Source organism: Sinosporangium siamense, assembly GCF_016863435.1.
GTDB classification, from domain to species: Bacteria; Actinomycetota; Actinomycetes; order Streptosporangiales; family Streptosporangiaceae; genus Sinosporangium; species Sinosporangium siamense.
In genome coordinates, this window is the sequence record NZ_BOOW01000051.1 from 1 (window position 1) to 19,206 (window position 19,206).

General features: G+C 65.0%; 21 protein-coding genes and 1 tRNA gene. 16 read left to right on the forward strand and 6 right to left on the reverse strand.

Going from position 1 to position 19,206, the window contains the following annotated elements:
* Positions 1 to 185 precede the first annotated feature (185 nt).
* On the reverse strand, positions 186 to 398 hold the full coding sequence (locus Ssi02_RS34745; protein WP_204032043.1) for a DUF397 domain-containing protein: 213 nt from the start codon (positions 396 to 398) through the stop codon (positions 186 to 188).
* Positions 389 to 1,243, reverse strand: coding sequence for a helix-turn-helix domain-containing protein (locus Ssi02_RS34750; protein WP_204032045.1), 855 nt, complete (start codon positions 1,241 to 1,243; stop codon positions 389 to 391). The genes Ssi02_RS34745 and Ssi02_RS34750 overlap by 10 nt, the downstream gene beginning before the upstream one ends.
* Before the next feature lie 339 nt (positions 1,244 to 1,582).
* On the opposite strand from Ssi02_RS34750, the gene Ssi02_RS34755 reads away from it, so the two are divergent.
* The 6 genes from Ssi02_RS34755 to Ssi02_RS34780 all read left to right on the forward strand — a co-directional run bounded on the left by Ssi02_RS34755 (position 1,583) and on the right by Ssi02_RS34780 (position 5,534).
* Positions 1,583 to 2,083 carry an ATP-binding protein gene (locus Ssi02_RS34755; RefSeq protein WP_204032047.1) on the forward strand — a complete coding sequence of 167 codons (501 nt, stop codon included), beginning with the start codon at positions 1,583 to 1,585 and terminating at the stop codon, positions 2,081 to 2,083.
* Positions 2,070 to 2,645: a hypothetical protein gene (locus Ssi02_RS34760; RefSeq protein ID WP_204032049.1), complete on the forward strand. Its 576-nt coding sequence runs from the start codon at positions 2,070 to 2,072 to the stop codon at positions 2,643 to 2,645. Before Ssi02_RS34755 ends, Ssi02_RS34760 begins: the two co-directional genes overlap by 14 nt.
* A 192-nt stretch (positions 2,646 to 2,837) precedes the next feature.
* On the forward strand, positions 2,838 to 3,152 hold the full coding sequence (locus Ssi02_RS34765) for a GntR family transcriptional regulator (protein ID WP_204032051.1): 315 nt from the start codon (positions 2,838 to 2,840) through the stop codon (positions 3,150 to 3,152).
* Complete coding sequence (locus Ssi02_RS34770; protein ID WP_204032054.1) at positions 3,149 to 4,189, forward strand: replication initiator; 1,041 nt, start codon at positions 3,149 to 3,151, stop codon at positions 4,187 to 4,189. The genes Ssi02_RS34765 and Ssi02_RS34770 overlap by 4 nt, the downstream gene beginning before the upstream one ends.
* On the forward strand, positions 4,186 to 4,401 hold the full coding sequence (locus tag Ssi02_RS34775; protein ID WP_204032056.1) for a helix-turn-helix domain-containing protein: 216 nt from the start codon (positions 4,186 to 4,188) through the stop codon (positions 4,399 to 4,401). Before Ssi02_RS34770 ends, Ssi02_RS34775 begins: the two co-directional genes overlap by 4 nt.
* On the forward strand, positions 4,398 to 5,534 hold the full coding sequence (locus Ssi02_RS34780) for a site-specific integrase (RefSeq protein ID WP_239130270.1): 1,137 nt from the start codon (positions 4,398 to 4,400) through the stop codon (positions 5,532 to 5,534). The genes Ssi02_RS34775 and Ssi02_RS34780 overlap by 4 nt, the downstream gene beginning before the upstream one ends.
* A gap of 210 nt (positions 5,535 to 5,744) precedes the next feature.
* Here the strand turns inward: Ssi02_RS34780 and Ssi02_RS34785 are convergent.
* The 3 genes from Ssi02_RS34785 to Ssi02_RS39110 all read right to left on the reverse strand — a co-directional run bounded on the left by Ssi02_RS34785 (position 5,745) and on the right by Ssi02_RS39110 (position 6,724).
* Positions 5,745 to 5,817, reverse strand: a tRNA-Ala gene (locus Ssi02_RS34785).
* 17 nt (positions 5,818 to 5,834) lie between these two features.
* Positions 5,835 to 6,590 (reverse strand): HAD family hydrolase, encoded by a 756-nt coding sequence (locus Ssi02_RS34790; RefSeq protein WP_204032058.1) that lies wholly within the window; start codon positions 6,588 to 6,590, stop codon positions 5,835 to 5,837.
* A 14-nt stretch (positions 6,591 to 6,604) separates the two neighbouring features.
* Complete coding sequence (locus Ssi02_RS39110; protein WP_218125964.1) at positions 6,605 to 6,724, reverse strand: DLW-39 family protein; 120 nt, start codon at positions 6,722 to 6,724, stop codon at positions 6,605 to 6,607.
* 448 nt (positions 6,725 to 7,172) lie between these two features.
* Here Ssi02_RS39110 and Ssi02_RS34795 point away from each other — a divergent pair, with 448 nt between their 5' ends.
* Positions 7,173 to 7,724, forward strand: coding sequence for a Chromate resistance protein ChrB (locus Ssi02_RS34795; RefSeq protein ID WP_204032060.1), 552 nt, complete (start codon positions 7,173 to 7,175; stop codon positions 7,722 to 7,724).
* Positions 7,725 to 8,032: 308 nt separating this feature from the next.
* On the opposite strand, the gene Ssi02_RS34800 is transcribed toward Ssi02_RS34795, so the two are convergent.
* Entirely contained in the window at positions 8,033 to 8,665 is a 633-nt protein-coding gene (locus Ssi02_RS34800; RefSeq protein ID WP_204032062.1) for an HNH endonuclease family protein, read from the reverse strand.
* Between the two features lie 534 nt (positions 8,666 to 9,199).
* Here Ssi02_RS34800 and Ssi02_RS34805 point away from each other — a divergent pair.
* The 9 genes from Ssi02_RS34805 to Ssi02_RS34845 all read left to right on the forward strand — a co-directional run bounded on the left by Ssi02_RS34805 (position 9,200) and on the right by Ssi02_RS34845 (position 19,062).
* Complete coding sequence (locus tag Ssi02_RS34805) at positions 9,200 to 9,592, forward strand: hypothetical protein (RefSeq protein ID WP_204032063.1); 393 nt, start codon at positions 9,200 to 9,202, stop codon at positions 9,590 to 9,592.
* Positions 9,593 to 9,700: 108 nt separating this feature from the next.
* A complete protein-coding gene (locus Ssi02_RS34810; protein ID WP_204032064.1) occupies positions 9,701 to 11,179 on the forward strand; it encodes a sensor histidine kinase in 1,479 nt (492 codons plus the stop codon).
* The gene (locus Ssi02_RS34815) at positions 11,176 to 11,835 is read left to right on the forward strand and encodes a response regulator transcription factor (RefSeq protein ID WP_204032065.1); all 660 of its coding nucleotides are present in this window, start codon (positions 11,176 to 11,178) and stop codon (positions 11,833 to 11,835) included. Before Ssi02_RS34810 ends, Ssi02_RS34815 begins: the two co-directional genes overlap by 4 nt.
* 93 nt (positions 11,836 to 11,928) lie before the next feature.
* Complete coding sequence (locus tag Ssi02_RS34820) at positions 11,929 to 13,536, forward strand: SLC13 family permease (protein WP_204032066.1); 1,608 nt, start codon at positions 11,929 to 11,931, stop codon at positions 13,534 to 13,536.
* Positions 13,537 to 13,581: 45 nt separating this feature from the next.
* Entirely contained in the window at positions 13,582 to 14,823 is a 1,242-nt protein-coding gene (locus Ssi02_RS34825) for a glycerate kinase family protein (RefSeq protein ID WP_204032069.1), read from the forward strand.
* Between the two features lie 56 nt (positions 14,824 to 14,879).
* Complete coding sequence (locus Ssi02_RS34830) at positions 14,880 to 16,145, forward strand: ABC transporter substrate-binding protein (protein WP_204032071.1); 1,266 nt, start codon at positions 14,880 to 14,882, stop codon at positions 16,143 to 16,145.
* On the forward strand, positions 16,142 to 17,050 hold the full coding sequence (locus tag Ssi02_RS34835; protein ID WP_239130272.1) for a carbohydrate ABC transporter permease: 909 nt from the start codon (positions 16,142 to 16,144) through the stop codon (positions 17,048 to 17,050). The genes Ssi02_RS34830 and Ssi02_RS34835 overlap by 4 nt, the downstream gene beginning before the upstream one ends.
* Positions 17,047 to 17,868: a carbohydrate ABC transporter permease gene (locus tag Ssi02_RS34840; protein WP_204032073.1), complete on the forward strand. Its 822-nt coding sequence runs from the start codon at positions 17,047 to 17,049 to the stop codon at positions 17,866 to 17,868. The genes Ssi02_RS34835 and Ssi02_RS34840 overlap by 4 nt, the downstream gene beginning before the upstream one ends.
* 12 nt (positions 17,869 to 17,880) lie before the next feature.
* Positions 17,881 to 19,062, forward strand: a complete 1,182-nt coding sequence (locus Ssi02_RS34845) for an ABC transporter ATP-binding protein (protein ID WP_204032075.1) — start codon at positions 17,881 to 17,883, stop codon at positions 19,060 to 19,062.
* Positions 19,063 to 19,206: the final 144 nt, after the last annotated feature.

The window sequence follows — 19,206 nt, forward strand, 5'->3', positions numbered from 1 at the left end:
GTCAAGCATCAAGTGAAACCCGACACAGAGGTAGTTGGCGCCTCCCGGAATTAGGCGATGTGTGCCGTATCAGGGCGCCAGAGGTTCCCATCGCAGGGATCCGAACGCTGTGGGCCTAGGCACTCCTAGTGGCCGGCCTCGTTTGGGGAAGTGCTGGGATGTCAGCCTTCCGTCAAGGCGGCAGCTTAGAAGTCGAACTCACCCTTCTTCGCCCCGTCCACAAAGGCTTCCCATACGCTGGCCCGGACGACAAACGGCGGCTGTTCAGGGCTTTCGGTGTCTCGGATCGCCACGCGTCCGCCCGACAGGGGGGCGACTTCAAGACAGTCCCCTTGGTTGGAGGCGCTCTTGGTGGCCTTGCGCCAGGGCGCGGACTTCAACTCGTCGCTCAACTCCACGCCCTCACTGCCTCTCTGACCATTGACAGGGATACGTGCACCGGATGCGCCTCCGCACGTATCGCATCGTATCTGGCGTGGACCGCCTCGACGTCGGCGCTTCGGTCCGAGACCTGCGGTTGACCGGCGGATTCAAGGTAGACAACGTCGGTGCTCTCCGGAAGCTGGGCGATGACGAAGCCTCCGGCGATCCCGGTCGTGGCACCGATGGCGAGCGGCACCACTTGGATCGCCACACGAGGGGCGCCGGCCACCTCGTCGAGGTGTTCCAGTGCTCGGCGCATGACGGCCCTGCCTCCAATGGGGCGATGCAGCACGCCTTCGTCGAGAACGACCCACAGCATCGGGGGGTTCGTGCGGCTCAGGATCTTCTGACGTTCAAGCCGGGCCGTAACCGCCCGTTCCACCTGCTCCTCAGGTAAGCCCGGTTCCCCACGGATCACTGCCCGCGCGTAGTCCTCCGTCTGGAGGAGCCCCGGCACGACAAGTGGTTGCCAGGTTCGCAGCGTGTGCGCCTTCTCCTCAACTTCCAGCCACTCACGGAACCACGGAGGGCTTGACGCCCTGCTGATGAGTGGCCAGAGGCGGTGTAGAACACCTGACAGTCCCAACGCCTCATCACACCGAATCACGAAGTCTTCGCTTGGCGTCCGTTGCGCGCGTTCGATGAAGCCGACCAGGCTCGGGCTGAATGCGATGCGTTCCGCAAGCTGTTCTTGCGAAAGTCCGGCCCTGAGGCGGTGTTTGCGCAGTTCAGCCCCGAAGAAGGCAAGGAGGCTGGTACTGGGGTCGAGCTCGATGGGGGCCGGCATCGCCTGTCCCTTCAATCGTCCCTGGGTGGTCACCTTGCATCGCACACCCTTCGCTACAAAAAGTGTCCAATGGCTGTGCTACTGCTTCCTCTCCTCAAAGTATCTGCACAGAGGCATTCTGTGGAAGGTCAACCAGTCAAGCAAGACAAGCTCGTCCGATGGGTTGCACAATCGAATTGACCTTTTTGTCGTAACCCTGGAAGAGAGGGCCGAGCTGCCCAATCGGCACGATAGGGGCGGTCATGCAATGAGGCATCGTAGAAGAGCCGAGCAGCAAAACCAGTACTACGACCCCAGCGAGGCAGGCTGGAACCTGTGTGGTCCTGCCAGCGACGGGAGCACCTTACTCCGAACGGCTAGGGCGGTGGCGCCATGAAGGTCGTCGGGGTCGGATGGGGTAGTCCCCCAAGGCCGGCAAGTGTCCGTCGTCCCTACTCGTACACGCGGCGTATCGACGTGCCGGGTTCCCCTGTTCAACTCGCCATGGTGCGGCGGTGGGTTCACGCCTTCCTGGAGCTGGACAAGGTGGCAACCGAGACCGTTGAGGTGGTGGTGCTCCTGGCAAGTGAGCTGGTGGCCAACGCCGTGGCGCACTCCTGTTCACGAGAGGGGGAGGTCACGGTACTGCTGACCCTGGATCCTGAATGCGGCCGAGTGCGACTCGATGTGATCGACGATGGACCAGCGGTTGCGGTGACGGCAGGACTTGGAAGTGTCGAGCATGAGCACGGCCGGGGACTGCTGCTGGTGGACGAATTGTCCGACCTCTGGGGCTGCTATCCAGACGAGCACGGGACGGTTGTGTGGTTCGAGGTCGCCGTACCCGATCAAAGCAGCTGTCCCGTAACGGTGGTGCGCGATGAGTGCGGATGAGCCGGGCTACGTCGAGGTCTCGGCCTCGGTGTTCAAAGACGAGCGGGGGCGGCTCTTTGTCCCGCCGACCGGCGCGAACGACCCCCGCTTGGTGTCGGCGGTGTACGCGTTGCATCCCGGAGGGATGATGTGGCGGCGGCTGTTCCCCTGCCGCGCTGACCAGGCGCGGCGTGTCCGGGAGTTCGTGCGTTGCGCGATGCTGGACCATCCGCGGGTCGACGACGCGGTCGGGGCGGTGTCGGAGCTGGTGAACACGGCCGTCAAACGGCGCGAGGGCATGCCGTTCTTCGCGTCGTTCGTCGTGGAGGTGCAGCAGTACGGCAGGCACGGCGAGGGTTCGCGGATCACGGTGTACGACTGCGGCCCCAACGGCATCCCGACCTACCGGCAGCGCCACAGCTCCATCGTGGCCGGACCGGTGAAGGGGACGGCTGACGACCTTGCCCTTCAGGCGCTCCACGGTCTGGCCGACGCGGTCCGGTACTGGGACGCCTCATCCGGCGCACGAACGTACCCGATGAGCGCAGAGCTCCTGACAGCCCCACCAAGCCCCGGCTCCTGAACGGCCAGGTCCCGAACTTCCTCCCTTTGAACGCAGCCTTCGCCGGTTGCCAAGGGCCTATGGACTGCCAACACGCTATTTCTGCCGGTCTTCCATGCCGTACCCGCCGGCGTTGCCGCTCTACAGAGCCGGGGAGGGACAGGCCCACAGCTTTGCGAGCAGGCGGCCACACCTTAACAACGGGAGTAGCTCATGCCCCCATACCAGCAGATCGCCCGCCAGATCAGAGAAGACATCCAGGCCGGAAGGCTCGCCCCCGGCCACCGCATCCCCTCCGAAACTGAACTGCGCAACCAGTACGGCGTGTGCCGGATGACTGCGCGTCGGGCCATCGCGGTGCTGCGTGCGGAAGGGGCCATCTATACAGTCCAGGCCGAAGGCTCCTTTGTGGGCCCTAGGTCCGCCCGCCGGCACCGTCCGCTTCGGAGGAGTGATCAGGTCGCGGCCGACCTGCGTGAGCAGATCCGCACGGCCTGGTCGGCGGCAAGGGCATCCCCGCCTCGGTGACAGGCCACCCCGCCCTGTTCGTCACCCTGACAGCACCGTCGTTCGGCACCGTTCACACACAACGAGCCAAAGACGGCACAGCGCGCCCGTGTCACCCTCGACGCAACACCGCCCCGTGCCCGCATGGAAAACCGGCGTCCTGCACCGTTCGCCACACCGACGATGACCCTCGCATCGGTGAACCGCTCTGCTCGGACTGCTACCACTACAGCGGCTCGGTCCTGTTCAACGCCCTGGCTCCCGAACTGTGGCGCCGCCTCACCATGGCCGTACGGCGCCACCTCGCCCGAACCGCGGGACTCACCCCCAAGGCCCTCGGCCGACACCTGGTCGTCTCCTTCGCCAAGGTCGCCGAGTTCCAAAAGCGCGGGGTCGTCCACTTCCACGCCGTAATCCGCCTCGACGGACCGGACGGTCCCGACTCGCCTCCGCCACCTTGGGGGACGGTCGAAGCACTGGACAACGCCGTCCGGCACGCTGTGCACGCCGTCAGCACCATGACTCCGGCCTTCGACGACATCCCGTCGCGTCCCCTGGTGTGGGGCAGGCAAGTCGACCTGCGCCCCATCGCCGCCGACGGCGACCTGACGAGTACGGCGGTCGCCTCCTATGTGGCCAAGTACGCCACCAAGGCCGCCGAGTCCACCGGCACCCTCGACCGGCGTATCCACCCGCTGGAAGACCTCACTACCCTCGACCTGCGTGACCACCCCCGCCGCCTCATCGCCGAATGCATCCGCCTGTCGGCCTTCGAGCCCCTGGCGCACCTCCGGCTTGCCGAGTGGGCCCTCATGCTGGGCTACCGCGGCCACTTCTCCACCAAGTCCCGCCGCTACTCCATCACCTTCGGGGCCATCCGCGCCGAACGCGCTGACTTCCGCAAGAACGACGACATCACCACCGGCCGCCTCCCCCTCCTCGACGACGACATCCCGCTGAAAATCGCCACCTGGACCTACGCAGGACAGGGCCTGTCCCCCGGTAAGCGCCTCCTGGCCGCCGCCCTCGCCACGACGGCTGCCCGAGGTGGCCGATGAGCGAGACGACCATCCAGCGTGCCGATGAGCGACGGCTGTACCGGGTCGACGACGCCGTGCACCTGCTCAGCCTGAGTCGCAGCGTGATCTACGAACTGATCCGGCGGGCAGGCCGCCTGCTCTCGGTCAAGCAGGGCCGTACCCGACTCATCCCTGCCTCGGCCATCTCCGCCTACGAAGCGTTGCTGGTTCAGGAAGCGAGCGGGGCATGAGTGGGCGCCGCAGCCCCGGAGACGGCGGGCTCTACTGGGACGAAAAGCGCGGACGGTGGATCGCCTCCCTCACCGTGGGATACACCGCGGGAGGCAGGCGCATCGTCAAGAAGGCCAGCGGCAAGAGCAAGACCGAAGCCAAGAACAAGCTCAAAGAGATCATCCGCGACTACGAGGACGGCCTTGCCCTCACCTCGTCCAACGAAACCGTCGCTGAGGCCGTGAGGTACTGGCTTGAGCACGGGCTGAAGGGCCGCGGGGACAGCACCGTCATCCTCTACACCGGATTCGCGAACAACCATGTGATCCCCGCCATCGGCGCCCGCAAGCTGAAAGACCTTTCGGTGGAAGACATCGATAGATGGCTTGCGGGCAAAGCCCGTCAGTTGAGCACCCGGTCCCTGAAGATCATCTATAGCATCCTCAACCGCTCAATGCGGAATGCCATCGTCCGCGACAAGGTCAAGCGGAACATCGTGGCGCTTTGCGAGATACCTGACGGATGCGAAGGGCGCGTTTCCAAGGCGCTCAACCTCAACCAGGCCGAAACCGTACTGAGCAGCGCTGAACAAGCCGATGCCCGCATCGGCGGATACATCATCCTTTCGCTGATGACCGGCGCCCGAACCGAGGAACTCCGGAAACTGTCCTGGTCCCACGTCGTGGCCTTCGACGCCGAACGAGAGGTCTGGCTCCCGGTCACCGAGACCGGGTGGAACCACACCGATTACGCGGTATACGTCTGGCGCTCGGTACGGCAGGGCGGTGACACCAAGACCGCCAAGTCAAGGCGCACCCTCAAACTCCCTCAGCACGCCGTCGAAGCGCTGCGGCGCCTCTGGGAGCACGAGGGACTCGACAAGACCGACGACTGCGCCGGCCTCGGTGAGCGGCTCGTCTTCACCACCAAGAACGGCACGGCCCTGAGCGCCGGCAACGTCCGACGTGACTTCCGAAAGGTCATCGCGAAAGCAGGGCTGACCGCCGCGGAGTGGACACCCAAGGAACTGCGCACAGCTTCGTGTCCCTGCTGTCGGACTCCGGTGTCCCCATCGAGCAGATCTCACGCCTGGTCGGCCACCGCAATACGACGGTCACCGAGACCGTCTACCGCAAGCAGATCCACACCGTGACGGAAGAGGGGGGCAACGGGGCCATGGATGCGATCTTCGCAACCGCCCAAACACATCCCCGAGGCGCCTTCCACCTCAGCCCCCACCAAGAGCAACCACAGCGATGGGGGTGCGGGTGGCGGAGCCCCCGCTCGCGATGCGAAGCGAGCACTACGCGGAGGGAGACACGCGGTCCGCGCTTTCCGCGGACACGCGTCTCCCGTCGACCGGTGGAGCCTAGGAGAATCGAACTCCTGACCTCCTGCATGCAAGGCAGGCGCTCTGCCAACTGAGCTAAGGCCCCGGGTGCTGTTCTAAAGCTTACCGGGCTGTGGCGGTTGTGTGGTGCGTGGTGGCGTCGGTGGTGAGGATGAGGTCGGGGAGGGAGGTTATGGCGGGGAGGATGTGGGTGGCGCCGCCGGCTAGGAGGCGTTCTTGGCTTTGGGCGCCGGTGAGGATGCCGGCGGTTACTTGGGCGCCGGCGCGGCGGCCGGCGAGCATGTCGCTTTCGGTTTCGCCTACTACGGCGACGTGGTGGACGTCGTCGATGCCTAGGCGGAGGATGGCGTGGAGGATCATGTCGGGCCAGGGGCGGCCTCGGCCCACGTCTTCGGGGCAGAGGGCGAGGTCGACTTTGTCGACCCAGCCGAGGGTGCCGAGGACGCGGCTGAGGGTGTTTCTGCTGAGGCCGGTGATCAAGCAGATGCGCACGCCGGAGCCGCGGAGCTTGTCTAGGACCTCGATGGTGCCGGGGGGTGGGACGAGGCCGGCTCTTTCGATCGCGCCTTCGCAGGCGCGTTCGAAGGTCAGGTGGGCCGCTTGGGCTTGTGCCTCGTTGGCGGGAAAAATGCCCCTGAAGACATCAATGGTTGAACATCCCCGGGACCTGTGCACGTGGACCATGGCCCGCGCGTAAGCACTTGTCCCGGGGACGATGCCCTGGGTGGCTATCGCCTCGGCGAAGGCGCGCTCAATGAGAGCGGTGTCGCCGATGGTGGTGACGGCCAGGTCTAGGCACACAAGACGAATGGGCGCGACTGCGGAGACAGTCGCACCGTCGGTGTGGTCTTGGACCATTGATGCCTGGGCGTTCAGTTCTCGTTGCCGGTCGCTTCGGTCCACAGGTCGAGCTCGGCGCGGTCGGCCTGTACCTTGCGCCAGATCAGCAGCCCCCCGATAGCGACCAACGCCAGCACGAGCAATTTCTTCACGGTGTGACCCCACTTCTTAACGGTCTCACCTGCCGGGGTGAGACGCCGCCCGGTTTCAATGGTTGCCCAGCAGCCTAGCAAGTGATCGGGCCGTAGCCCGGTTTGATCGCTAGGTCGTGTCTGCCGAGTCACGTCCTACTGTGTAACGGACAGTACTCGTCAGACGGTGTCCGTGTGCTTGTTCCGGTTACTCGGAACACGATCGCCTGGCAAAGCGGCCGCTGATCACGGACTCCCACCATCATGTACGGCAATCGCGGCGGATGGGCGCTCCTGTCCTCGATCGGCCAGACTTTCCTTCAGTGTTGATCATCCCATGGTGGTGTCGCAGGGAGCGCGGCGCCCCTTACTCACAAGCCAAACCCCAAGGTAGTGAGCATGTAGCGTCAAGGGCCCGGATCGACTTGTCCCCTCCTAAGCGGGAGGGCGCTGGATAGCCTTGGACACCATGGCGACGGATGCGCACGACCCCTCTGGCGACTGCCGATTCCTGCAGCTCATCTATCGGGTTCCCTCCCATCCTTCGCGGGCCAGGGTGGCGGTGTGGCGCGAGCTCAAGCGCATGGGGGCGGTCTATGTGCAACAGGCCGTATGCGTGTTGCCGGAACGGGACGGGGTGCGCGGGCTGCTCGACAGGGTGCGGGCGCGCATCGACGACCTAGGGGGCGAGAGTCTGCTCTTCGTGCTCGACAACGTGGAAGAGAGGGAGCGGCGCCATCTCGTGTCGGCGTTCCGGGAGAACTCCGCGAAAGAGTATGCGGAGGTGGCTGAGGAGTGTGAGGGGCTGCTGGTCTCGGAGACGCGGCGTCGCACGGTCGCCGACGCCGACGCCCTCCGGCAGGATCTCGAGAAGCTCCGTCGCTGGCTGCACAAGGTCGAGGGGCGGGATTGGATGGGGGCCGAGGGGCGGGCGACGGCTCATCTCAAGATGGCCGAGTGCGAGCGGTTGCTTGAGCGGTTGCTTGAGGGGTGCGTGGCGGGGGCGGCCGGCTCGGCCTGATCCGATCTCCTTCTGTCCGCACCTCTCCTTACGCGTGCAGGTCTCCTTATGTCGGTGCCTCTCCCTTTGCCTGCAGGTCAGCGGGACATCAGGCCAGTCGAGCCGCTAGGTCACTAGGCCACTACGCCACCAGGACGAAGGCAGACTGGTCACCACGCCACCGATCCGGCAGGCCAACAAGCCGGCAGGGCGTTAGGCCGACTGGTCACCATGCCATCAGGGCGGGACGCCATCGAGCCGCCGAAAGCCAAAGCCACTGAAAGCACGGCCACCAAAATGAGAGGTCACTGAGCTGGCAGGTCGGTTGGTCAGCAGGTGTCCAGCATGCCGGCCAGGGCCGCCTTCTCCGCCCTGTCGATGGAAAGGCCCCATTCGTATTTCACGTCGATCCACGACCTCGCGTATTCGCACCAGAACGAGTTGAGTGGCGGCTTCCAGACCCCCGGGTCCTTGTCGCCTTTCGCCTGGTTGACGTTGTCTGTGACGGCCCAGAGCTGGGAGTTCGCCAGGTCGTTCGCGAAGGTGCGGCGTCGTTGGGTCGTCCAGGCCCATGCTCCCGATTTCCAGGCTTCCGAGAGCGGGACCATGTGGTCGATGTCGATGTCTGAGGCCCGTGTCCAGGTTTCTCCATCGTAGGGGCTGAGCCACGATCCGGAGACGGCGGCGCAGGAGGTGTTGGTCACCACGTTTCGGCCGTCTCGTTTGAGCACCGTCTCGCGGGTGTTACACGTCCCGGAGATCGTCGACCAGTGTGGGAACAAGTCCCGGTCGTAGGTGGATGCGTGGCTTTCCGGTTCGACGGTGAGTTCGGCGAGTTCGGCCGCCGCCACGTTCGCCGAGGGAATGCCCGGCGGGTAGGCATATGCCGTACCTCCCATGAGGGTGAGCGCCGCGGCTGTGGCAGCGGGTACGGCAAGGGCCCGGTGGACCACTCGATGCATGAGTGTCCCTCTCTGCCTCTGTCCCGGCCAGGACTGAAGGAATGTCCCGGGCACCGACGGGCTGGAGACAGTCGGGAACGTCGCACATCACATCAAGCAGGCGAAATATCACTCCTTGCCTATCATTTCCTCCCTATTTGAGCGATGAATGACAAGGGCATGAAATCTCCATCAAACAAATGATTTCACATCCCTTGACAAGCGAGTAAGGTATACCCGACATTTCGGGATGCATCGTGGGATTGCGCCCCACGGGCTACCCCGATGGAGCACTCCACCTAAAGAGGCGGACATATCTCCCCGTAAACTCGTGGCACATTGCTAGTTTGGGACAGTCCACACCAACGCAACATGGCACAACTCTCATCTAACTGTGAAGAACCCCACACCTCCGAGGCCTGCCATCCCTCCACTCACACGCCGAAACCCCCTCAGCGATCGACTGAACCCGCGCCCGAAGCATGAGAGCCTTCTCATCTTGGTCTCACTCCCCTCTAGGCCAAGTGCACGTACCGTAATGCCATGAACCGTCGCATGTCCTTCATCGCCTTCGTGGCCGGGACGCTCCTCACCTCGGCCATCGTGGTGGTGTTGGTCTGGGCGGTTAGCACAAATCCCCCCAAGCTCGGCAATACGATCATCGTGCACGGCACCGGAACTCCCGTGTCCTCGCCCACGGCGTCACCGACGCCCGTCCCGTCGAGGAGCACGGCAACCCCCACCGCGTCGAAAACCAGCAAAAGCAGCAAGCCCGATAACACGTCCACGGACGCGAAGGAGCAGACCCGCACCGCCCCTCGCACGAGGACGGGGCCTCAGGCACCGAGCACCCGTCGCACCCAGGGACAGCCGGTCAAGCCGCCGCCCCTGCCGCCGATGAGTGACGATGACGACGATGATGACGACGACGAGGTCGACGACGACTGAACGGCGGAAGCCTCGTGGACCACGGCGATGCCGATAGCCAACCCACGCACGAACCGGCGTCACCGAGACGGATTTAGCAGCAACTGACGTGACGGAGATAGACGTACGGTGAGTGCACGGGCCCGCATCGTGGGCTGGATGGCGTTGGTAGTCGCGCTGGCCCTGGGCGTTTCAGTCTTCTCCACATGGCAGATCCTGCTCTCGCGGCTCGACAACCGGGTGAACCAGGAGCTCAGCAACGAAGCCGAGAAGTTCAAGAAATATGCGGACTCGGCGGTGCAGAGCGTTGACGAGCTGCTTCAGGGATATCTATCCGTCAACGTTCCGGACGGGTACGAGACGCTCTTCACCATCCTCGACGGCGAGGTGCACCATCTCACCTTCGCTGAACCCCTCGCCTACCTGCATACCAATCGGGCGCTGATCACCGAGTTGGCGGCGGCGACCAAGCCGACCTCAAGCGAGGTGCACAGCTCCGAGGGGATCGTGCGTTATGCGGTGTTGCCAGTGCGGGGGGACAACCAGCGGGGCGCACTCGTGGTCGCGGTGTTCTACGACCATCTGAAGAAGGACGTGGTGGACGCCGTCCGCGCGCTCAGCGTCACCGCGCTGGTGGCACTTGTTTTAGCCGGTTTGGTGGGGTGGCTTGTGGCCGGCCAAGTGCTGGCGCCGATCCGGTTGGTGCGGCAGACGGCCGAGCACATCAGCGACTCGTCCGACCTGACGCGCCGGCTCAATGTGCAGGGCAACGACGATGTGGCGGCGTTGGCTCGCACGTTCAACCATATGCTCAACCGCCTGGAGCGCGCGTTCGCCACACAGCGCGACTTCGTGAACGACGCCGGGCACGAGTTGCGCACGCCGCTCACCGTCGTCCGTGGACATCTCGAGCTGATGGGGGACGATCCAGCCGATCGCGCCGAGACCATCGCGCTGGTGATCGACGAGCTCGGCCGCATGAACCGCATCGTCGACGACCTGCTGACCCTCGCCAAGGCGGAACAGCCCGGCTTCCTCAGCACCGAAGACGTCGAGCTGGCCGATCTGACGGTCAGTGTGCTCGCCAAGGTGCGCACGCTCGGGCCGCGGACCTGGCGGGTGGACGAGGTGGCCGATACGCGCATCTGGGCAGACCGGCAGCGTTTGACGCAGGCGTTGATGCAATTGGTGGCCAATGCCGTACGCCACACGAGTCCTGGGGATCTGATCGCCGTGGGCTCCGCCGTACGGCAGGTCAAAAATGAGGCGGCGCGGGATGGATCAACCGTGCCGATGGTGGAGTTGTGGGTGCGGGACAGCGGGCCCGGGGTTGCGCCGGAGGATCGGGAGCGGATCTTTGGGCGGTTTGTCCGGGTTGGGAGTCGCAAGCACGAGGGCGCGGGGCTCGGTCTCGCCATCGTGAAGTCCATCGCCGAGGCACATGGGGGATGGGTGCGGGTTGAGGAGAACAAGGGGGGCGGAGCCCTATTTGTCATCACCCTCATGCACCGGGAGGTCGAAACGCCCTCCGAGGGGGGAAGCGCCACCACCGACCGGACAGGCCCGCTTCTGTTCTCCGATCGGGACAGTACGCAGGAGGTTGTGTGAACCGCATTTTGATCGCGGAGGACGAACTCAGGATTGCCTCCTTTGTGGAGAAAGGCCTGCGTGGCAATGGCTTCATGACCACCGTGGTGTCGGACGGGGTCACGGCCTGTGACTATGCGCTGAGCGGGGAGTTCGATCTATTGATCTTGGATATCGGGCTTCCGCTGCGAGATGGTTTCACCGTGTTGCGGCGGCTGCGCGAGGCGCGGGCTCCGATCTCGGTGATCATACTGACCGCCCGGGACAGTGTGGCCGACACGGTGGCGGCGTTGTCGGGGGGAGCCGACGACTACATCGCCAAACCTTTTGCCTTCGAAGAGCTTCTGGCGAGGGTCCGGCTGCGGTTGCGTGGCGACCGGGTGCCCGAGGTGACCGTGTTGCGGGCCGGTGATCTGTCGCTCGACCTGCGGGCCCGCCGCGTGCATGTCGGTGAGCAGGCGGTGGAGTTGTCGACGCGGGAGTTCGCGCTCGCCGAGGTGTTTTTCCGGCACCCCGACCAGGTGCTCACCCGCGAACAGCTCTTGAGCCACGTCTGGGGATTTGACTTCGACCCTGGGTCGAATGTCGTGGATGTCTATGTGCGCTACCTGCGGCGGAAGATCGGTCATGATCGCATCGCGACGGTGCGCGGGACAGGGTATCGACTCCTGCCCTGAGCCGCAGGTTACCCCCCATTGACGCGTCCCCGATGAGAGGGTTGTCATCGACCCTTCATCTCGGCATCAGCGATGAGTCGCAAGCTCGTCACTATGACGGTCACCTCTTACGCGACGACTCCAAGGCCCCGGGACACCAAGCCGTTGCCTGTCGTCTCCACGAGCGAACCGCGCCCGGACCACGACCTGGACGGCGGCAAGGGACAAGAGGACGTTCCACCCACCAATCCCACGGACCCTAGTTCCAAGGAGCCGCGCAAGCGGCGAAAACCCCGGATCTCCCTGTGGATCGCGTTCATCGTGCTCGCCGTGCTGGCCGCAGTCCCAGTGGGGTTGTTCCAGCTCCTTCCCGGCCCAGAGGAAGGACTGCCCAACGCAGGACGCATCACCCTTGTGGTGTTCATCTGCGCTGTGCTGGCCTTCCTCTCAGGCCGGATCGACGACACCTTTGTCGGACTCGCCGCAGCGGTGACGTTGGTCCTGGTCGGGGTTCTGGACTCGACGGAGCTGTTCCGTTCGCTGGGCGGTGAGACGATTTGGCTGCTCATCGCGGCTTTCGTTATGGCGGCGGGATTGAGCGCCACCGGCCTTCCTGCCCGCTTCGCCGTACTTCTCATCTCCAAAGCCACAACCGTCCGCCAACTGGCTCATCTCATCACCGGCGCGCTGCTTATGACGGCGTTGGCGGTGCCGGCCACGTCCGGCAGGGCGGCGCTGGCACTACCGGTGTTCGTGTCGCTGGCCCACGCGCTTTCCCCCCGGAAGCGTGTTGTCCGCATGCTGGCTGTGTTGTTCCCCACCGTCATCCTGCTTTCTGCGGTGGCGACGCTGATCGGCGCCGGCGCGCACCTGATCACCAGTGAGGTGCTGATCGCCACGACGGGACACGGCATCGGTTTCGCTCAATGGTTGCTGCTCGGCCTGCCGTTCGCCGTGGTGAGCTCGCATTTCGCCGCCGAGCTCGTGTTGTGGCTGATGACCAAACATCGCGATCGCCGCACACCGGTGCGTGTCGACCGCGACGAACTCGCCCGTGTCATCGACGCCCCGGTCGTCGGGCCGATGACGAGCGCGCAGCGGCGCGCGGGTCTGCTGCTGCTCGTGGTGGTCGCGCTCTGGTGCACCGAGTCGCTGCACGGCGTGGCGCCCGCCATGGTCGCGCTGCTGGGTGCGGTGGCGATGACCACCCCGTGGCTGGGCACGATCCAAATGGGCAAGGCGATGTCCACCGTGCCGTGGTCGCTGCTGCTGTTCATGGCGACGACGGCGGTGCTCGGCACCTCGTTGACGAGTTCGGGGGCCGCTGACTGGCTTGCCCGCACTCTGTTCGACGGTACGGCACTGCTACAGCCTGCGCAGTTCCTGGCGATTGTTGTCGTGGTGAGCACGCTCGCTCACCTGGTGCTCCAGTCGCGATCCGCCCGTTCCTCGGTGTTGGTGCCGCTCTTGGTGCCTTTGGCGGCGGCCTTCGGGTTGAGCCCGGCTTCGGTTGCCTTCGCCTCCACCGCCGCCGCGGGGTTCTGCCATACCTTGCCCTCGTCGGCCAAGCCGGTGGCGATGTTCGCGGCTGTAGAGGACGTCACCACCTATCGGCGCTCAGACCTCCTCAAACTCTCTCTTTTCCTTGCTCCCCTGACCGCCGCACTCGTCTTGGGGTTTGCGCTCTATGTCTGGCCGTTGCTCGGTCTCCCGCTGCACTGACCGCGCGCTGCCGAAGTTCCACCTGAACCCCTATTGGAGGACATGATGCCCGCGATCGTTCCTATGCGGTTTGCCATCGCCCCGAGCGGCTTCAAGGAATCCCTCGACGCCGAGGCCGTCGCCGAAGCCATCGCCGCCGGGGTGCGCCGGGTGGTGCCCGGCGCCTTGATCGACATGATTCCGCTGGTGGACGGCGGCGAGGGGTCGGCGAAATCGCTGGCCGCCGCGACGGGGGGCAAGGTGGTCGAGCTCACCGTCGACGGCCCCCTGGGCGACGCCGTACCCTCACATTTCGCCATCCTCGGCGGCGCGGGCCCACGCACCGCGGTCGTGGAGATGGCGGCGGCGGCAGGGCTGCGGCTGGTGCCGCGCGATTTCCGCGATCCTGGACTCACCTGCACGTACGGCGTGGGCCAGCTTATTCGTGCCGCTCTCGACGCGCGGTGTGAGCGCATCATTGTGGGTTGCGGTGATTCCGGCACTTGTGATGGTGGTGCCGGCGCGCTGCGTGCTCTTGGGGTTCGGTTGCTTGACGCGGACGGATCGCCGGTGGGGCGTCGGGGTGGTGCGGTGCTGACATCGGTGGCCACGGTGGATGTTTCCGGAGTGGACCCGCGGTTGGCGCGGACGGAGCTTTTGGTGGCGTGCAATCCACACAATGTGCTGGCCGGTGAGCGTGGGGTGGCGAGGGTTTTCGGGCCGCAGAAGGGGGCGAGTCCGGAGCAGGTTGAGCGACTCGCCGACGCGATGGAGCATTGGGCGGCGCTTCTCGCGCGGCATAGCGGGGTGGACCTCCGCGAGGTGCCGGGCAGCGGCGCTTCGGGCGGGCTCGGCGCCGGGCTGGCGGGGGTGCTGGGGGGACGGCTTTTGCCGAGGTTCGACGTCATGCTCGACCATGTGGACCTCGATGCCCGGCTCGCCATGGCCGATCTGGTCATCACAGCCGAAGGCGCGATCGACTTCCAGACTCCACACGGCAAGGTGCCCGCGGAGGTGGCACGCAGGGCGAAAAGGTACGGCAGGCCGGTGATCGCGCTGGCCGGCACGATTGGACAAGGGGCCAGAAACACCTACGAGGCGGGCATCGACGCCTTCGCCGGCATTCTCGCCGCGCCGATCGAACTGTCCGAGGCGATGCTCCATGCCGGAGAACTCATCACCGATGCCACAGAACGGTCATTGCGCCTGATCCTGGTGGGTACAAGCATCGCCCGCAACGGTGAGCCGCAGGAGGCGCGGCAACGTGCCCGAGGCCGGATGACGTGGATTGCGGGAAGAGCGGGGTAAGGAGGGAACCACGAAGGCGCTCGAAGGCCGAGTGCCGGACCTGGGAGCAAAAGCACATGCAAGTGAAGAGCGGCAGACCCCGCCGTCTAGGACGGACAACAGTCGCGCTCACGATGCTCGCCTCGCTCGTCGCCTGCGGCTCCGGCGAAACCGGAGTGCCGGAGATCACGCTCTATCACGCGCCCGAACAGAACCTCGGCGCCATTGTGGACAACTGCACGGCGCGGGCGAAGGGCCGTTATCGCATCGTCTACCAGTTGCTCCCTCGCGGCGCCGACGACCAGCGCACCCAGATGGTGCGCCGGCTCGCGGCCGAGGACGACAGCATGGACATCCTCGGATTGGACGTCACGTGGACGCAGGAGTTCGCCGGGGCGGAATGGATTCTGCCCTGGACCGGCGCGCATAAGGCCGAGGTGGAACGCGGCACCCTCGCAGGGCCGCTGGAGACGGCGAAATACCAGGGCACGCTTTACGCGGCACCGAAAAACACCAACACACAGCTGCTCTGGTATCGCACGGACCTCGTCGACCGCCCGCCCGCCACGTGGAGCGAGATGATCGACATGTCGCGGCGGTTGAAGAGCGAGGGCAAGCCCTATCAGGTCATCACGATGGGGGCGCAGTACGAAGGGCTGGTAGTGCTCTTCAACACGCTGGTGGCGAGTGCGGGCGGGGAGATTCTCAACAAGGACGGCACCCGGGCGGTTCTCGACGCGGGGGCGGTGCGGGCGCTTGAGGTGCTGCGCGACTTCGCGGTCTCGGGGGTGAACGACCCGTCGTTCACCAACGCGCAGGAGGACGAGGCGCGGCTGCGTTTCCAGAGCGGCCACGGGGCCTTCCAGTTGAACTGGCCGTTCGTCTATCCGGCGATGGTGGAAGGGGCGCCGGAGCTCGCCAGGAAAGTACGGTGGGCCCGCTATCCGGGCGTCGCTCCCGGTCGGCCGAGCAAGGTGACCATCGGCGGCATCAACCTCGCGGTCAGCCGCTTCTCACGCCATCGTGAGCTGGCCTTCGAGGCGGCAGCGTGCATCCGCGACGCGGAACACCAGCTTTTCTCCGGAATCAAGGACGGGCTGCCCCCGACCATCGAGAGCGTCTACTCGCGCCCCGAGATGGAGAAGGCCTATCCGATGAAGGAGGAGATTCTCGCGCAGTTGAAGGATGCCGCCGTCCGGCCTCTCACCCCCGCGTATCAGAACGTGTCCACGGTGATGTCGGCGATGCTCTCGCCGCCTTCGGCCATCGAGCCCCGCCGTACGGCGGATGAGATGCGCGAGGCCCTTCAGGCGGCATTGGAGTCGAGAGGGGTGCTGCCGTGACGCGGACGGCAAGCGGCACACGCCGCAAGCAACTCAGCGCGGAGAAACGGGCCGAGCGGCGGCTCGGGTGGTTGTTGTGCGCGCCCGCGGCGCTGGTGATGCTGGGCGTCACGGGGTGGCCGATCGTGTATGCGATCTGGTTGTCGCTCCAGCGGTTCGATCTGAAGTTTCCGGACCAGCAGGAGTTCGTGGGTCTGGCCAACTACGCGACGGTGCTGACGAACTCCTATTGGTGGACGGCTTTCGGGGTCACCGTGCTCATCACGGTGATCTCGGTGGCGATCGAGCTGGTCTTGGGCATGGCGCTGGCGCTTGTCATGCACCGCACGCTCGTCGGGCGGGGGCTGGTGCGGACGTCGGCGCTCATTCCATACGGGATCGTCACTGTGGTGGCCGCCTTCTCGTGGCGTTATGCATGGACCCCCGGGACGGGCTATCTCGCCGGCCTCTTCGGGGAAAGCGCACCGCTGACCGAGCGGGCCTCCTCGCTGGCGATCATCATTCTCGCCGAGATCTGGAAGACCACGCCGTTCATGGCGCTGCTGCTCATGGCCGGGCTGGTGCTGGTGCCCGAGGACCTGTTGAAAGCCGCCTCGATGGACGGTGCGAACTCCTGGCAGCGGTTCACCCGGGTCATGTTGCCGGTGATGAAGCCGGCCATCCTGGTCGCCCTGCTCTTCCGGACGCTCGACGCCTTTCGCATCTTCGACAACATCTACATCCTGACCGCAGGAGCCAATGAGACGTCGTCGGTGTCGATCCTCGCCTACAACAACCTCATCAAGGGGCTCAACCTGGGCATCGGGTCGACGATGTCGGTGCTCATCTTCCTCAGCGTGGCGATCATCGCGTTTATCTTCATCCGGCTCTTCGGCACTGTGGCACCGGGGCGGAGGGACAAGTGAAGAAGTCAAAGTGGCGCTGGGGGTTCATCGACGCGATCGTGGTCGTCTACGCGCTTGTGCCGGTCCTGTGGATCGTGTCGCTGTCGTTCAAGACACCGGCCACGCTGAACGACGGCTCGTTCATCCCCCGGGCATGGACGCTGGACAACTATCGCGGCATCTTCCAGACCGACCAGTTCATCAGGGCGCTCGGCAACTCCATCGGCATCGCCCTGATCTCCACGGCCATCGCGGTCGCCCTCGGCATGCTCGCGGCCTATGCGATCGCGCGGCTCTCCTTTCCGGGGAAGAATCTACTGGTCGGCTTCTCCTTGATGATCGCGATGTTTCCGCAGGTCTCGCTCGTGTCGCCGCTGTTCGAGATCGAGCGTGCACTTGGTCTCTTCGACACGTGGTGGGGGTTGATCCTGCCCTACATCACGTTCTCGTTGCCGCTGGCGATCCAAACCCTCTCGGCGTTCTTCCAGCAGATCCCCTGGGATCTGGAGAAGGCCGCGAAAATGGACGGCGCCACGCAGGCGCAGGCGTTTCGCAGGGTGATCGTTCCGCTGGCGGCGCCGGGCGTCGTCACGAGCGCGATCCTCGTGTTCATCTTCTGCTGGAACGACTTCCTGTTCGCGATCTCGCTGACCTCGACGGAGCGCTCGCGCACGGTGCCCGTCGCCCTTTCGTTCTTCACCGGCGACTCGCAGTTCGAGGATCCCACCGGGTCGATCTCGGCCGCCGCCGTGGTGATCACAATTCCGATCATCCTGTTCGTGCTGTTCTTCCAGCGTCGCATCGTCTCGGGCCTGACGTCCGGCGCGGTTAAAGGGTAGGGGTGGTGAATCGTGGCCGAGATCGTGCTGGACAAGGTAAGCAAGACATTCCCCGACGGGACGAGCGCGGTGCAGGAGGTGAACCTGCGCATCGCCGACGGGGAGTTCATCATCCTGGTGGGACCGTCGGGATGCGGGAAGTCGACGACGCTCAATATGATCGCCGGCTTGGAGGACATCACATCCGGTGAGCTCCTCATCGACGGTGAACGCATGAACGACCGCGCCCCCCGCGACCGCGACATAGCCATGGTCTTCCAGTCATACGCCCTATATCCCAATATGACGGTCAGGGAGAACATCGCGTTCCCCTTGAAGCTCGCGAAGCTCGACAAGGAGACCATCAACCGCAAAGTCCTGGAAGCCGCTGAGTCCCTCGAACTCACCGACCTGCTCGACCGCCGCCCCGCCAACCTCTCCGGCGGCCAGCGGCAACGAGTCGCCATGGGCCGGGCCATCGTCCGCAGCCCCAAGGCGTTCCTCATGGACGAGCCGCTGTCCAACCTAGACGCCAAGCTTCGCGTCCAAATGCGCACGCAGGTCTCCCGCCTGCAAAACCGCCTCGGCACGACCACGGTCTACGTGACCCACGACCAGACCGAGGCCATGACACTCGGGGACCGGGTCGTCGTCATGCGCGGCGGGGTGGTTCAGCAGGTGGGCGATCCTCAACGGCTGTACGACCATCCGGCCAACCTGTTCGTGGCGGGATTCATTGGTTCGCCGTCCATGAACTTCCTGCCGGCGACCGTCGCCAACGAGCGGTTGCGGACCGCTCTCGGCGATCTGCCATTGGATGTACGGCTACGCGCCCGGTTGGAGTCGGCCGATGCGCCGAGGGAGCTCATAGTGGGGGTTCGTCCTGAGCACTTTGAGGACGCGCGGCTTGTGGAGGACGGTGCCAAGGGATTCGAGTTTGAGGCTCGGGTGGATGTGGTGGAGTCCATGGGGTCGGATAAGTACGTCTATTTCAATCTGGAGGGGCCTCGAGCTAGCTCTGCCGTACTGGATGAGCTTGCGGCTGACTCCGGGGCGAACGACCTTGGCTCTTCGGGGGCGACCACGCTGGTCACGCGGCTGTCGGCGGAGTCTGCGGCTCGCCGGGGTGAGGTCTGCCGGGTTTGGTGTGACTTGCGGAAGCTTCACCTGTTCAATCCGGCTACGGGGCAGAACTTCACGCTAGACGAGGAGTGATGGGCTTTGGGGTGCCCTATGTCGGGGTTTGCTTCGGCATAGGGCGCTCCGGCATAGGGCACTGCTTGAGTGGGCGGCATCTTGCTTCCGTTGCCTGCTCACTGTTTGAGCTGCTTGTTCACTGCTTGAGCCGTTTGAGTTGCT

Coding starts and splice junctions, on each gene's coding strand:
- Ssi02_RS34755 (WP_204032047.1), top strand. CDS start 1,583: ATGAAGGTCGTCGGGGTCGGATGGGGTAGTCCCCCAAGGCCGGCAAGT.
- Ssi02_RS34760 (WP_204032049.1), top strand. CDS start 2,070: ATGAGTGCGGATGAGCCGGGCTACGTCGAGGTCTCGGCCTCGGTGTTC.
- Ssi02_RS34765 (WP_204032051.1), top strand. CDS start 2,838: ATGCCCCCATACCAGCAGATCGCCCGCCAGATCAGAGAAGACATCCAG.
- Ssi02_RS34775 (WP_204032056.1), top strand. CDS start 4,186: ATGAGCGAGACGACCATCCAGCGTGCCGATGAGCGACGGCTGTACCGG.
- Ssi02_RS34780 (WP_239130270.1), top strand. CDS start 4,398: ATGAGTGGGCGCCGCAGCCCCGGAGACGGCGGGCTCTACTGGGACGAA.
- Ssi02_RS34790 (WP_204032058.1), bottom strand. CDS start 6,590: ATGGTCCAAGACCACACCGACGGTGCGACTGTCTCCGCAGTCGCGCCC.
- Ssi02_RS34795 (WP_204032060.1), top strand. CDS start 7,173: ATGGCGACGGATGCGCACGACCCCTCTGGCGACTGCCGATTCCTGCAG.
- Ssi02_RS34800 (WP_204032062.1), bottom strand. CDS start 8,665: ATGCATCGAGTGGTCCACCGGGCCCTTGCCGTACCCGCTGCCACAGCC.
- Ssi02_RS34805 (WP_204032063.1), top strand. CDS start 9,200: ATGTCCTTCATCGCCTTCGTGGCCGGGACGCTCCTCACCTCGGCCATC.
- Ssi02_RS34820 (WP_204032066.1), top strand. CDS start 11,929: ATGACGGTCACCTCTTACGCGACGACTCCAAGGCCCCGGGACACCAAG.
- Ssi02_RS34825 (WP_204032069.1), top strand. CDS start 13,582: ATGCCCGCGATCGTTCCTATGCGGTTTGCCATCGCCCCGAGCGGCTTC.
- Ssi02_RS34830 (WP_204032071.1), top strand. CDS start 14,880: ATGCAAGTGAAGAGCGGCAGACCCCGCCGTCTAGGACGGACAACAGTC.